Annotated in this window: 12 protein-coding genes; all 12 read left to right on the top strand. The window is 37.4% G+C overall.

Annotation, left to right across the window (positions count from 1 at the left end; translation table 11 throughout):
* Positions 1-2,061: 2,061 nt before the first annotated feature.
* The 12 genes from flhD to cheZ all read left to right on the top strand — a co-directional run bounded on the left by flhD (position 2,062) and on the right by cheZ (position 14,660).
* Positions 2,062-2,412, top strand: a complete 351-nt coding sequence (gene flhD / locus DK861_RS16245) for a flagellar transcriptional regulator FlhD (protein ID WP_072063484.1) — start codon at positions 2,062-2,064, stop codon at positions 2,410-2,412.
* A gap of 2 nt (positions 2,413-2,414) precedes the next feature.
* Positions 2,415-2,996 (top strand): flagellar transcriptional regulator FlhC, encoded by a 582-nt coding sequence (flhC, locus tag DK861_RS16240; RefSeq protein WP_006533207.1) that lies wholly within the window; start codon positions 2,415-2,417, stop codon positions 2,994-2,996.
* Between the two features lie 134 nt (positions 2,997-3,130).
* Positions 3,131-4,024 (top strand): flagellar motor stator protein MotA, encoded by an 894-nt coding sequence (motA, locus tag DK861_RS16235; protein ID WP_036935706.1) that lies wholly within the window; start codon positions 3,131-3,133, stop codon positions 4,022-4,024.
* 2 nt (positions 4,025-4,026) lie between these two features.
* Positions 4,027-5,073 carry a flagellar motor protein MotB gene (gene motB / locus DK861_RS16230; RefSeq protein ID WP_109400762.1) on the top strand — a complete coding sequence of 349 codons (1,047 nt, stop codon included), beginning with the start codon at positions 4,027-4,029 and terminating at the stop codon, positions 5,071-5,073.
* 35 nt (positions 5,074-5,108) lie between these two features.
* Complete coding sequence (cheA, locus tag DK861_RS16225; RefSeq protein WP_109400761.1) at positions 5,109-7,286, top strand: chemotaxis protein CheA; 2,178 nt, start codon at positions 5,109-5,111, stop codon at positions 7,284-7,286.
* Between the two features lie 21 nt (positions 7,287-7,307).
* Positions 7,308-7,808 (top strand): chemotaxis protein CheW, encoded by a 501-nt coding sequence (cheW, locus tag DK861_RS16220; protein ID WP_006533200.1) that lies wholly within the window; start codon positions 7,308-7,310, stop codon positions 7,806-7,808.
* A 382-nt stretch (positions 7,809-8,190) separates the two neighbouring features.
* A complete protein-coding gene (locus DK861_RS16215) occupies positions 8,191-9,897 on the top strand; it encodes a methyl-accepting chemotaxis protein (RefSeq protein WP_109400760.1) in 1,707 nt (568 codons plus the stop codon).
* Positions 9,898-9,956: 59 nt separating this feature from the next.
* Complete coding sequence (locus DK861_RS16210; protein ID WP_109400759.1) at positions 9,957-11,603, top strand: methyl-accepting chemotaxis protein; 1,647 nt, start codon at positions 9,957-9,959, stop codon at positions 11,601-11,603.
* Positions 11,604-11,609: 6 nt separating this feature from the next.
* Positions 11,610-12,500 carry a protein-glutamate O-methyltransferase CheR gene (gene cheR, locus DK861_RS16205; RefSeq protein WP_072063121.1) on the top strand — a complete coding sequence of 297 codons (891 nt, stop codon included), beginning with the start codon at positions 11,610-11,612 and terminating at the stop codon, positions 12,498-12,500.
* Positions 12,493-13,545: a chemotaxis response regulator protein-glutamate methylesterase gene (locus DK861_RS16200; RefSeq protein WP_109400758.1), complete on the top strand. Its 1,053-nt coding sequence runs from the start codon at positions 12,493-12,495 to the stop codon at positions 13,543-13,545. The genes cheR and DK861_RS16200 overlap by 8 nt, the downstream gene beginning before the upstream one ends.
* Positions 13,546-13,604: 59 nt before the next feature.
* The gene (cheY, locus tag DK861_RS16195) at positions 13,605-13,994 is read left to right on the top strand and encodes a chemotaxis response regulator CheY (RefSeq protein ID WP_006533192.1); all 390 of its coding nucleotides are present in this window, start codon (positions 13,605-13,607) and stop codon (positions 13,992-13,994) included.
* Between the two features lie 9 nt (positions 13,995-14,003).
* Positions 14,004-14,660, top strand: coding sequence for a protein phosphatase CheZ (gene cheZ, locus DK861_RS16190; RefSeq protein WP_023581808.1), 657 nt, complete (start codon positions 14,004-14,006; stop codon positions 14,658-14,660).
* Positions 14,661-14,727 lie beyond the last annotated feature (67 nt).

Raw genomic sequence — 14,727 nt, 5'->3', positions numbered from 1 at the left:
ATCTAATAAATGAGATATAAGCCTTGATTCTTTAGATATATCAATATATTTATTAGGTTTTGATCGAGAGAAAAAGTCTTTTTAATGTTGAAATTACTCATAAAAAGGGTAATAAAATGAGTCAAATTAGTAGTTAGAATAGAGGAACATTTAGAGATATATTTTGGCGCTTTAAGTAAAGATGTACCGATATTTAAATCTTTATACTCTCCTAGGTTCGTCAACACCAACTTTTGTTAAGTAATAGTGTTGTTACGAAGTCAGCATTTTTAGTTCCGTAATGCCTTGAGACTTGTGATAGCTAGGTTGAAAAAAAGAGGCTAACCACATGATAAGAGAGAAGGTGAAACAATACTCATCATTTGTAAGAGTAAAACAAATTGTTGTTAGAAACTATTTGGGGCTAAAAGTTAACATTTGATATTTTTTATTCGTACCAATGCTAATAGAGTAATCAATAAGGTGTTATTTTAATCATATTTGTTTTTCTTGCTTTACATTGAGAAAGTGCATCTATACAGGTGTTAACTTCGGGTTATCATATTTGCCATTACAGCCATTTATTGTGTAGAGACAATACGGTTAACAGGAAAAACAGAATTTATATTTTACCTTATTATTTTATGAATTAATTACTTTATCTTGGAGATCTTGGGATCTTTTTTTATGAAATTGAAATTTATATTTCAAAAAATGTCTTTTTTTTATAAAAAAAGAGATGTGGTTATATAAGACATGATTTTATAAATCTGCTTTTTTTCTTTATTTTTTTACTGTCTTTTGTGTTTTTTATTAGTTGTAAATTATTGTGTTAATATATCTATGCAGTGAAAAATAAGAAAGTTTAAATTTTTTATATTAATAATCTGTGACTTTATTTTATAAAAAAATGCGTGTTTTTTTTGATTAAACTTAAGTTAAATGCTGTATTATTTTTATATTCAATTCTGAATTAATAATTGAATTGGTAAAAGGTGTTATTTAATTAAATAAAAAAGATTATTTTGTTTTTATATTAATCTAGTAGTAATTTTAAATTTATATTGTTCATAAATTACACTGTAATTCATAAAAAAAACTTATTTATATGTGGATATTATTTCTCTGTGATTAATTTACAGGCAATAAAACTCTTATTAAGGGTTCTGTAATTTAAGTGTTAAATAGTACTTGGTAAGTATTAGCTAAATTAAATTATTACAGTTGAAACTTTAATGATGTAGAAATAAATATTCAATGATTTAAGGGTGAAGATGCATAACTAAGAATTTAATTTTATATGACTTATCGTCCTGTCTAATAAATGTATTAACTTATCATATTGATTTTAAAGTATAATATTTGATTTGAAATAATAAAAAAATTTAGGATAACTATAAATAATTAGAATGGGTTATTTTTCAAACAAATTGTAAACAAAAAGTGATCATTTATGAAGGTTTGCGTAAATGGTGAAAAAAATAATATCTATAGAAATATTTATTAAATTTAAGAAGCTTGTTTAGATAAAGATGAGGGGGAGATATATCAATATATGTTACTGTGATCAAAAAAATCTCTAATTGTGGATTTGTCAAATTTTTATGCTGTATTTTTAGGTTTATAAGTTTAATAGATCGTATAAAATAAAAAATTATCATTAATATTTTAATTTGGGTAGATTAGCTTATTAATTTACACCAAGTTTTATTACTTTTATCACTTGAATAGTTAATGAACTAATTCCATAATAATGATTATCTTTTTGTGATGTGACTCACATAGTATTTAAATTAGACTACTTTATCCGTTGAATAACTTAATCGTTAAGGAGTAAAGTTGTTGCGTTAGGATTATTCTTAACGAGCTATATTGGCGAGCATTTAAAGTTTACTTTTAATTTAAATGATTTTTTCGCTACTTTTGAAAATGACCGTAACTAAGTAATACAAGGTAGTGTTACTACGTGTCATGTTCATAAAATGGGGCCTGGAATTTAATATTACATTTATATTAATTTCCTCGGGATCTTTCATTAGAAAGATCCTCTTTGTTCAATATAATCGGACGGGATGTAAAGAGATGAGTACGGTTGAATTGCTTAAGCATATTTATGACATAAATTTATCGTATTTGCTTTTGGCGCAAAGGTTAATTAACCAAGAAAAGGCTTCCGCAATGTTTCGGCTTGGGATTAGTGATGCAATGGCGGATGCACTGGCAGAGCTTACATTGCCACAATTGGTTAAGTTGGCTGAAACAAACCAACTAATCTGTAATTTCCGCTTTGAAGACAGCGAAACAATAGAACAACTCACTAAAGAATCTAGAGTGGATGATTTACAACAAATTCATACTGGCATTCTTCTTTCTTCTAACTTGTTTCGTCAGTTATCGGAACAAGACACTACTGCAACAAAGAAACGGGCATAACAATGAGTGAGAAAAGTATCGTCCGAGAAGCGAAAGATATTCGCTTAGCAATGGAATTAATCACCTTGGGTGCCCGCTTACAAATGCTTGAAAGTGAAACTCAATTAAGTCGGGGGCGTTTAATTAAATTATACAAAGAATTAAGAGGGAGCCCCCCTCCAAAAGGAATGCTGCCATTTTCAACGGATTGGTTTATGACATGGGAACAAAATATCCATTCCTCAATGTTTTATAATGCTTATCGCTTTTTATTAAAAAATGGCGGTTGTGTTGGCGTTGAGGCTGTTGTTAAGGCTTATCGTTTATACTTAGAGCAATGTCCTCCTGTTAAAGATCAAGAACCTATTTTAGCACTAACAAGAGCATGGACATTAGTACGTTTTGTTGAAAGTGGTATGTTGCAACTTTCCGTTTGTACCAAATGTAATGGTTCATTTATTACACACGCACACCAGCCAGCTAGTAATTATGTTTGTAGTCTTTGCCAGCCACCTTCTCGCGCAATAAAAAAACGTAAACTTTCCGCCAATCCTGCCGATATTAACTTACAACTGTTGGATGGTCTTGAACAGTTTGCAATGTGATTCGAGATTGAAAGTTAAATATCAGGTTATAGAGCTTAGTTATCTATAACCTGTACCGTTTCCTCTCCCCCTCCTATCTCTTGCTGCTATGTTCGCCATTCTCTCAATAACGAAATTAGCTAAAGGGATATCGCGTGTTAGTACTCTTAGGATATATCGTGGTTATGAGCGCCGTCATCGGGGGATATCTTCTCGTCGGTGGTAGTTTAGGTGCCTTATACCAGCCAGCCGAATTTATAATCATCTTTGGTGCCGGTATCGGTGCTTTTATTGTAGGTAATAATGGTAGAGCAATTGTATCGACAATGAAGATCCTACCGAAATTACTTCGTAGTACAAATTATAATAAAGCGATGTACATGGATTTAATGGCACTCATGTTTCGTTTATTGTCAAAAGCTCGTCAAAACGGGATGTTGGCATTAGAGAGAGATATCGAAAATCCACAACAAAGTGACATTTTTTCCCAATATCCTCGCATTATGAAAGATGTTTATATGCTCAGTTTTATTACTGACTATATGCGTCTGATGGTGACAGGGAATATGAACCCTTATGAAATTGAATCTCTGATGGATGAAGAGATTGCAACTTTTGAGGAAGAGAGCGAAGTTCCTGCAACGGGATTATCTGCCATGGGTGATTCACTGCCCGCATTTGGTATTGTTGCTGCGGTGATGGGGGTCGTTAATGCGTTAGGTGCAGCCGATAGACCTGCTGGTGAAATGGGCGTTCTCATTGGTCATGCAATGGTTGGTACTTTCTTAGGTATTTTATTAGCTTATGGCTTTATTTCACCATTAGCTTCTAGGCTCAGACAGCGCTCTAGTCAGCAAATGAAAATGATGGAGTGCATCAAAACAACATTGTTATCTAGCATGAATGGATATGCACCACAGATAGCTGTTGAATTTGGACGTAAAACCCTCTTTCTGGCAGACAGACCTTCTTTTATTGAATTGGAAGAACATGTACGTCAGGTACGGACACCAATGCAGGCAAATCCTGATGCAATGAAAGAAGAGTAATTATGAAGAGTAATTCACAAATCATCCGAGTTAAAAAGCGAGGGAGAAAGCAACATAACGCTCACGGTGGTGCATGGAAGATAGCTTATGCTGACTTTATGACCGCAATGATGGCTTTCTTTCTGGTGATGTGGTTACTTTCAATCTCTAGCCCACAAGAATTAACTCGTGTAGCCGAATATTTTCGTACGCCATTAAAAGTCGCTATTGAAAAAGGGCGATTTAGTGGGGATGCAACCAATCCTATTCCTGGAGGGGGGCGTGATCCTGTCTATAACGAAGGCGATATTTTGCCAAAAGGCCAGGAAGATAAACAGCTCAATGAAAAGCAACAATTCCGCCGATTAAAAGAGAATTTAGAACAAGTCATTTTAAATGATCCTCGGTTAAAAGATCTGAAGCCTCATTTACTGATCGACATGATGGATGAAGGTTTGCGCATTCAAATTATTGATAAAGCAAATCGACCGATGTTTAGAGTCGGTAGTGCCACCGTTGAACCTTATATGAAAGATATTTTGACGGCAATCGCACCTATTTTAAATGATACGCCATACAAAATCAGTTTATCGGGTCATACCGATGATATCCCTTATGCAAGTGGTGCTTTTAAATATAGTAACTGGGAACTATCAACGGATCGTGCAAATGCTTCTCGTCGAGAATTAATTGGTGCAGGCTTAAATGAATGGAAAGTATTGCGTGTTGTGGGTATGGCATCAACAGTTCATTTAGTTAAAGAGGATGGTTTTGCAGCTGCTAACCGACGGATCAGTATTTTGGTCTTAACGAAGCAAGCAGAACAAAAAATTGTACAAGAAAATGAGCGGGTTGCACCGACAGTAACAGAGGCTTCAGAAATTAAACCTCTACTTTCAGGGCAAGAAACCCCACAAGAAAAAGCAGAAAACACACAGACGGATTCGTCTGTGTCTTCTGTATCTGAGCTTCCCGAATCAAAAAAGGAAAATGTTGAAACAGGAGTTTCTGGGGAAAGTTTGCCATCACAATCGACAAATATTACTACAAAGCAGGGAACCGCCCCCTAATTTGTTAGTAATCGCGTAAAGGTGAATGAGTAACGATGGATATTACTGAGTTTTATCAAACATTTTTTGATGAAGCAGATGAGTTGTTAGCTGATATGGAACAGCATTTGCTGTTACTTGATCCGGCAAATCCAGATCAAGAACAGTTGAATGCAATTTTCCGTAGTGCACACTCCATAAAAGGAGGAGCTGCAACATTTGGCTTCGTTAAACTTCAACAGACCACTCATGTGCTTGAAAACTTGCTCGATAGTGCAAGGCGTCATGAGATGGCGCTCACCGACGACATTATTAACCTGTTTCTGGAAGCGAAAGATATTATGCAACAGCAATTGGATGCACATAAAAACTCACAAGAACCTGATGAGGAAACATTTAACTATATTTGTGAGAAGTTGCGTCAGCTGGCTCTCGATGTAAAAGAAGAACAATCCGCTCCTCAAGTTGAGGCGGTTGCTGGATCTGAAGCTTCGGACTCACAGGCCACCATGATTGAAACTCCTGTTTTGTCATCTGACGCTGAAAATGTGCAAAGTGAAGCCGTAGAAAACAGAGTTGAAGTCGCATCGACAATGGCAGCTGATGGACATTATTACCATCATATCATTTTGTCTGATCTGAAAGAGACAGATATTGATTTAATGCTCGATGAATTAAAGCATCTTGGTGAAGTTAGCCAAGTTGAAAAACAGCATCATGGCCTTGAAGCAATATTAAAAACTACTGCAACAGAAGAAGATATCAGCGCTGTACTTTGTTTTGTGATTGAACCTGAACAAATCTCGTTTAAAAAAGTGGTTGTTGCAGAAAAAACACCAGAAAAAAACGCAGTTACAGAAGAAAGTACAACATCTGTTGATGATGCTCATGTTGAAAGCCAAGCTGAGCAACCTGCACCTGTACAAAAAACAGTGGTTGAAAAGGTGATGCCATCGGCAGAACCAACTAAAGCACCTGTAGCAGCACCAACGAAAAGGCCAACTGCAGCGGCAACACCAAAAACAGAATCAAGCAGCATTCGTGTTGCAGTTGAAAAAGTTGACCAATTAATCAACTTAGTTGGTGAGCTGGTTATTACACAGTCAATGTTGGCGCAGCACAGCGGTAGTCTTGAGCCTGCAATATATAGTGATTTATTAAGTTGTATTGCTCAGTTGCAGCGTAATTCTCGAGATTTACAAGAATCTGTTATGTCAATTCGTATGATGCCGATGGAATATGTTTTCAGTCGCTTCCCTCGAGTTGTTCGTGATGTTGCAGGTAAAATGAATAAGAAAGTTGAGTTAAACATGATTGGTAGCTCAACAGAACTTGATAAAAGTTTAATTGAAAAAATTATCGATCCTTTAACTCACTTAGTTCGTAACAGCCTTGATCACGGTATTGAAATGCCAGCGGAGCGGATTGCACTGGGTAAACCGGAAGCAGGGCAGTTAACGCTGTCTGCGGAACATCAAGGTGGTAATATTTGCATTGAAGTGACTGATGATGGCGCAGGATTAAACCGCGAACGTATTTTGAAAAAAGCGATTTCCTCTGGGCTTGCAGTTTCTGAAAATATGAGCAACGAAGAAGTTGCTATGCTGATTTTTGCACCGGGTTTCTCTACCGCCGAAGTCGTAACGGATGTTTCCGGCCGTGGTGTGGGTATGGATGTTGTGAAACGAAATATCCAAGAGATGGGGGGACAAATTCAGATCAGTTTTGAGGTTGGTAAAGGAACGCGTATTCGTATTTTACTTCCACTAACATTAGCAATTTTAGATGGTATGTCTGTTAAAGTTCATGACGAAGTCTTTATTTTACCATTAGGAACGGTAGTCAGTTCTTTACAACCGGAAGAAGATGATATTTATCCATTGGCTGGCGATGAGAAATTATTGCAGGTTAGAGGGGAATATTTACCACTGATTGAATTGCATCGTACTTTTAATATTGAAGGCGCTCAAACGGATATTACCCAAGCAATTGCGGTTATTGTTCAAAGTGCTGGACGTCGTTATGCTTTATTAGTAGATCAATTAGTTGGTCAGCATCAAGTTGTTGTTAAAAATATAGAGAGTAATTACCGAAAAGTTCCGGGGATATCTGCAGCAACAATTATGGGTGATGGTAGTGTAGCTTTAATTCTTGATGTACCAGAATTGCAACGTTTAAGTCATACACAAATGACGAATAAGAAAAAGAATACAACTGCAAGTGCAGTCATTTAATAGTGAGGATAAAATAAGATTATGGCTTCGGAACATTTCGAGAAATTATCCGGTGAAACTGTTGGACAAGGATTTCTAATTTTTACGCTGGGTGATGAAGAATATGGAATTGATATTTTAAAGGTTCAAGAAATTCGTGGATATGATCAAGTTACACGTATTGCTAATTCACCTAGCTTTATTAAAGGTGTAACTAATTTACGGGGCGTTATTGTTCCGATAGTTGATCTGCGTATTAAATTTTCACAAGAAAGTGTAACTTATAATGACAATACTGTTGTTATTGTGGTTAACTTATTAAATCGAATTGTAGGAATTGTGGTTGATGGCGTTTCTGATGTTCTTACGCTAAAGCCAGAGCAAATCTGCCCTGCGCCAGAGTTTGCAGTCACCATGTCTACTGAGTATTTAACAGGTTTAGGTACTTTAGATGAAAGAATGCTTATTCTTGTTGATATTGAAAAATTACTCAATAGTGAAGAAATGGAATTAGTCGATAGCGCTGCAATTCAAGCTAAATAAGTTTTTATTTTTAAAAAATAATCTAAATACTGTTCCGGTAAATTTGCCGGAATAGTTATTTTTATCTTTTTTATTTTATTAGTGAGCGTTAACACATTAAATTAACCTTAAGTAAAATTAAAAGATAAAAAAGAACTAATAATTTTAGTTAAGTTCTATTTTATTACTTATTAACTTAATAAGTAGCTATCACTTAGCTGTAATATTTTTCTACTGACGGAAATAACTTTAAAGTTTTTTATACTTATAATTTTAATTAAAAATGGTATTACCACCGCTTTCTAATGGAGCAAAATGTGACTAAGACGAAATGAATCCTATAAAGTTTCTCTTAAGTCTGCCGATAACTTGCTCATTACCGTTTATTATAAAAAGGGAAACTATGTTTAGCCGAATGAAAATAGTGACTGGATTATTATCCATTCTTCTGTTGTTTGGTGTTTTGCAATTTGTCTCAGGGGGCGTTTTTTACTCAAATATCGTTGAGACAAGAAACGACCTTAATAAAACACTGACAATACAAAAGCAACGTGAACGCCTAGATGAAAGCTGGGCTAACTTACTTCAAGCTCGTAATAATATTAACCGGGCTGCGATTAGTTTTTTATTACAAGATAAAAATCTTAATGTAGATGATTCTCTGTCTGTTGATTATTTGGTGGGACTTGCTCGCAAAAATATGTCGCGTGCAGACGAGAAATTTAAAGAATTTGAAAAGAATATTACTGCTTATCAAATTCACTCAGAAGATGATATTCGTAGTCTAAAAGGGCGCTTTATCGAATATTTCTCTGCATTAAACCAATTAGAAATTTTACTTCAAGATAAGAACTTAAAAGATTTTTTTGAGCAACCAACTACGGGTTATCAAGACGCTTTATATAAAGAATATCTTTCATATGTTATGCGTAATGAGAAATTTAACGAAGAGTTAAATATGGCATTAGAAGCCTCTCACCAACGTACTACCATTACTATAGCAGTGTTAGCCATTATCGTTATTGCGGCATTAATTCTCTGTTGGTTTGCATTACGTAATGCCTTAATTAGACCATTAAACTCACTTTTATTAAGCATTAAAACTTTCTCTGAAGGTGATTTACGTCCAAATATCGAGGTGAATGGCCGCAATGAAATGAGCTTGTTAGCGAGTGGTTTAAAACATATGCAACAAGAGCTAATTCAAACTGTTCGTGGTGTCTATCAAAGTACAGAAAATATTTATAACAGTACAAGTGAAATTGCGGCGGGGAATAATGACTTATCTGCTCGTACAGAAGAGCAAGTCGCTTCGTTAGAAGAAACTGCTGCAAGTATGGAACAATTAACTGCAACTGTAAAACAGAACGCAGATAACGCTCGCCAAGCAAGTAACCTTGCTAATGACGCCTCAGATATTGCCCGCCAAGGTGGAAAAGTTGTTGCTAATGTGGTGCAAACAATGCACGACATAGCCGGAAGTTCTCAGAAAATCACCGATATCACAGCTGTTATCGATGGCATTGCATTCCAGACCAATATTTTGGCACTGAATGCAGCTGTTGAAGCAGCAAGAGCCGGTGAGCATGGTCGCGGATTTGCGGTGGTTGCCGGTGAAGTTCGTAACCTTGCACAGAGAAGTGCAGAAGCTGCTAAAGAAATAAAAACACTGATTGAAGATTCTGTAAGTCGTACTGAAACTGGCTCTGTGCTTGTTGAAAGTGCGGGTGAAACGATGACGCGTATCGTGGATTCAGTAACGCGCGTTACTGATATCATGGGCGAAATTGCTTCAGCATCAGATGAGCAAAGCCGAGGTATTTCACAAGTTGGCCTTGCGGTTTCTGAAATGGATCGTGTTACTCAGCAAAACGCCTCTTTAGTAGAACAATCTGCAGCCGCTGCTGCTGGTCTTGAAGATCAAGCAGTTGCATTAACCCGCTTAGTTTCAATCTTCAAATTACCGGGTCAGGAAGAAAAAACGCTAGAAAAAAAGGAATTGGATGCAACCCCTGTAGTTAAAGCCGCTGCTCCACTTATAAAACCAGGAACCTCAGAAAAGAAAAAGAGCAGCAGTGTTGAAGATCCCGCTAATTGGGAAACTTTCTAACAACAACAAGTGGCTGACAAGCGGTGGCTTTGAACCACCGCTTTAAACGAGGTGAAGGCATGTTTAGGTTTCGCAAATTAAAGATATCCACCAGTCTCTATTTATTACTGATGATGTTTTGCGTTATGCAATTGATTTCTAGTGGTATTTCGCTAGGAATTGTTCATTTGAATAACGAACAGATCACTAAAGTAGATATAGATACATCTAAGCGAGATGAATTAGGATTAAGTTGGGCATCTTTAATACAAACACGTAATGCGATTAATCGTGTAGCTATCGCAGTGAAAACTGAACAGTCAACGGATTATATTCAATCTATTGAATCAATTGCACTTTCACGTTTGGAAACGGCGAATACTCATTTTCAAAATTTCCTTGCTGAAATAAATAAAGAGGCAATCCCAACAGAAGAAAAAGAAATTGTTGATGCAGTGAAAAATGATTACCACGTTTTGTATGGTGCATTAACCGAATTACATAGCATGTTAAAAAACGATAACTTCCAAGGTTTTTTAGATCAACCAACAGAACGTTATCAAACAGCGATGGAAAATTCATTTAATACCTATATGAATTATGTTCAGGATGAAATTACTGAATCTATCGAGCAAGGACATCGTTCTTATACTATTGCTATCTTGATGTTTATCGGTGCAATAGCGATGGTTATTGTTGTATCAATCGCCGCTCATCGCTGGCTAAGTTTTAATATCATTAAACCTTTCGCAAGTTTAAGCCGTTATTTTAATGATGTTGCCACTGGTAAATTAAATCGTGAAATTCTTGTCTTCACCGATGATGAAATAGGAAATGTGTTTAAAAAACTACGAGAGATGCGTGGTGAGCTTGCACGTTCTATTCGTCTCGTTCGTGATAATAGCCATGCTATGTATTCGGGTATTCAAGAAATTTCCAAAGGAAATACGGATTTATCCTCAAGAACTGAACAACAAGCTGCTTCGTTAGAAGAAACTGCGGCAAGCATGGAAGAGTTAACAGCAACGGTAAAACAAAATGCTGATAACGCTCTGCAAGCGAGCAAGCTCGCAGAATCTGCTTCTGAAACAGCTATACGTGGTGGGCAAATCACGCATAGTGTTGTTGAAACCATGGATGCGATTACACAAAGTTCTCAAAAGATAGGGGCTATTATCAGTGTGATTGATGGTATTGCGTTCCAAACCAATATATTAGCACTTAACGCGGCGGTTGAAGCTGCTCGCGCGGGTGAACAAGGGCGTGGATTCTCTGTCGTTGCAGGAGAAGTTCGTAACCTTGCTCAACGTAGTGCTGATGCTGCAAAAGAAATTAAGTTGTTGATTGATGAGTCCGTTTTACGTGTCTCTCAAGGTTCTCAACTCGTTAATAATGCAGGACAGACAATGGAGGAACTCGTCACCTCAGTAAATAAAGTCACTGAATTAATGGCAGAAATCGCCTCAGCTTCTGATGAACAAAGCCGAGGTATTCACCAAGTCGCTGATGCAGTCAGTCAGATGGATCAGGTGACACAGCAAAACGCTGCTTTGGTGGAGCAATCAGCATCTGCTGCCGCAGCATTAGAAGATCAGGCTAATAACCTTGTTGATGCTGTATCGGCATTCGAGTTGCCTGACACGGATGAGAGTAATCATTCTTCATCCTTAGAAGGTAATGGGTTGAAAAAAGCAGATAAAAAATCATTTTTTAAAAAGACCCATTAAAAAACAATGAAACGTAATGTTACTGAAGTCTTATCAGATATCGCTGCTCAACCGTTGGATATTTTTACCCAACGGTTCATGTTGTCCGATGATCAGTTTCAATCTATATGCCAATTGATTTATCAAAAGGCCGGTATTGTGCTGACTAACAACAAAAGGGAGATGGTTTATAACCGTCTCACTAGGAGGTTACGTGAATTACGGATGAATAACTTTGGTGACTATCTTGCGTTTCTTAAAAGTGATGTACGCAACCCTGAATGGCAAGAGTTTGTCAATGCATTAACAACCAATCTCACTGCATTTTTCAGGGAAGCGCATCATTTTCCTATTTTGGCAAAACATGCCAGAAAAAAAGCAGGAGGCGTCTACCGAGTATGGTGTGCAGCAGCATCTACTGGAGAAGAACCTTATTCAATAGCGATGACTTTACGCGATGTTTTTGGAAATAACCCGTATAAAACCAAAATTATTGCCAGCGATATCGATACTAATGTGTTGGATAAAGCACGAAAAGGTGTTTACCGACAGGAAGAGCTTAAAACATTAAATGATGAATATTTGAAAAAATATTTTCTCAAAGGTGTCGGCGAGTTTGAAGGATACGTGAAAATTAGACATCAAATTAGCGAGATGGTCTCTTTTCAGTATTTGAATTTACTCGACAAGCAATGGGATTTAGAAGGTAGTTTTGATGCGATTTTTTGTCGTAATGTCATGATTTACTTCGACAAAGAAACACAACAAACCTTACTTAATCGCTTTACCTCATTACTTAAGCCAGACGGAATGCTGTTTGTTGGACATTCAGAGAATGTAAGCCAGCTTAGCAAGAATTTCTACTTGCATGGGCATACCGTTTACGGGCTGACACCAGCAAGGAGAGGTTATGAATAAAATAACGGTACTCTGTGTCGATGATTCGGCGTTAATGCGTCAAATCATGCGAGAAATCATCAACAGTCATAGCGATATGGAAGTTGTTGATTGTGCACCAGATCCTATAGTGGCTCGTGACTTAATAAAAAAGTACAACCCACAGGTATTAACGTTAGACGTTGAAATGCCACGTATGGATGGTATTGATTTCTTGGAAAAATTGATGCGATTAAGACCAATGCCTGTCGTTATGGTTTCATCATTAACAGCCAAAGGCTCCGAAGTAACGTTAAAAGCGTTAGAGTTGGGTGCGGTTGATTTTGTGACTAAACCACAACTTGGTTTGCGTGAAGGTATGATGGCTTATAGCGAACTGATTGCCGAGAAAATTCGAGCGGCAGCACTAGCACGAATTAATCGCCGAGAAGTACAAGCACAGCCTTCTAAATCACTGTCATTTACACCGATGATTTCGAGTGAAAAGTTGATCGCTGTCGGTGCATCAACTGGTGGCACAGAGGCTATTCGTAATTTTCTAGAACCATTACCGATTACCAGCCCTGCGATATTAATTACGCAACATATGCCGGCAGGGTTTACACACTCATTTGCAGAACGATTAAATCGATTATGTCAAATTAGTGTAAAAGAAGCAGAAGACGGCGAACGTGTATTACCTGGACATGCTTATATTGCACCAGGTGATTATCACATGGAGCTTCGTCGTAATGGTGCTAACTACCAGATCCACATTAATAAAGAACCTGCAGTAAACCGTCATCGTCCTTCAGTTGATGTGCTATTTCGTTCAGTCGCAAAATATGCGGGGCGTAATGCTATTGGCGTTATTTTAACTGGGATGGGAAGTGATGGTGCAGCTGGGTTATTAGAAATGCGTCAAGCAGGAAGTTATACCTTTGCACAAGATGAAGCGAGTTGTGTCGTCTTTGGTATGCCTCGTGCTGCGGTTGAAATAGGCGCAGTAGACGAAGTGAAAAGCATAAGCGCAATGAGTAAAGCGGTGCTGATGAAAATCAGTAGCACGCAATCATTACGTATCTGATTAAGTTCAGTTTAAAAAGCAACACAGTAATTTGCCGATATATTTTGAAGGAGTTTTCAATGGCAAGTAAGGATCTGAAATTTTTAGTGGTTGATGATTTTTCAACAATGCGCCGCATAGTTCGTAATTTGCTAAAGGAATTAGGATTTACGAATGTAGAAGAAGCAGAAGATGGTGCTGACGCGTTAGCTAAATTGCGCAATTCGGCAGTTGATTTTGTGATTACAGACTGGAACATGCCAAACATGGATGGTCTAGAGCTTCTTAAAAATATTCGTAGTGACGCGGGACTTGCAGCAACACCAGTACTGATGGTAACCGCTGAAGCTAAAAAAGAAAATATCATTGCAGCAGCGCAAGCTGGTGCAAGTGGATATGTTGTTAAACCTTTTACGGCAGCAATTCTTGAAGAAAAACTAAATAAAATTTTTGAAAAACTGGGCATCTAAGGAGTCGCAATGAGTGGGAATCCAATTATGCCGAAAGATAATATTGAAATGACATCTGATATTATCAGCCGGATCGGACAATTGACGCGGATGTTACGCGACAGTTTGCGAGAATTAGGATTGGATAAAGCAATAGCCGAAGCAGCAGAAGCCATCCCTGACGCTAGGGAACGACTGGACTATGTTGCTCAAATGACCGCTCAGGCAGCTGAGCGTACATTGAATTGTGTCGAAGCTGCGCAGCCTAAACAGGATGCGTTAAGTGCCGATGCGACTAAGCTTACTGAACGTTGGGACCAATGGTTCGAACAGCCAGAAGAGCTGAAAGATGTACGCTCTCTTGTAACCGATACCCGCAATTATTTGCGGGATATCCCTGAGAGTACGGCTTTTACTAACAGTCAGTTATTGGAAATCATGATGGCACAGGATTTCCAAGATCTGACCGGTCAGGTGATTAAACGCATGATGAGTGTCGTTCAAGAAATTGAAAAACAACTCGTGATGGTATTAATGGAAAACCTGCCACCAGAGCAACTTGAAAAGTCTAATGTGAAGAAAGAGACTGACTCTTTATTAAATGGTCCTCAGGTTAATAAAAACAACGCTGGTGTGATCAAAAATCAAGATCAAGTTGATGATTTGCTAGAAAGTCTAGGTTTTTAACCTGTGATGAGTTGTAGGGCGATAAGGACGTTGAGATATGCAGGACGCATTCGCTCTATGCTCTGCT

The sequence above is a fragment of the Proteus sp. TJ1640 genome (assembly GCF_003144445.1).
In the GTDB taxonomy this organism is placed as follows: domain Bacteria; phylum Pseudomonadota; class Gammaproteobacteria; order Enterobacterales; family Enterobacteriaceae; genus Proteus; species Proteus penneri.
Note: the sequence above shows the minus strand (reverse complement) of the source record. Positions and strands in the feature narration are given on the sequence as shown.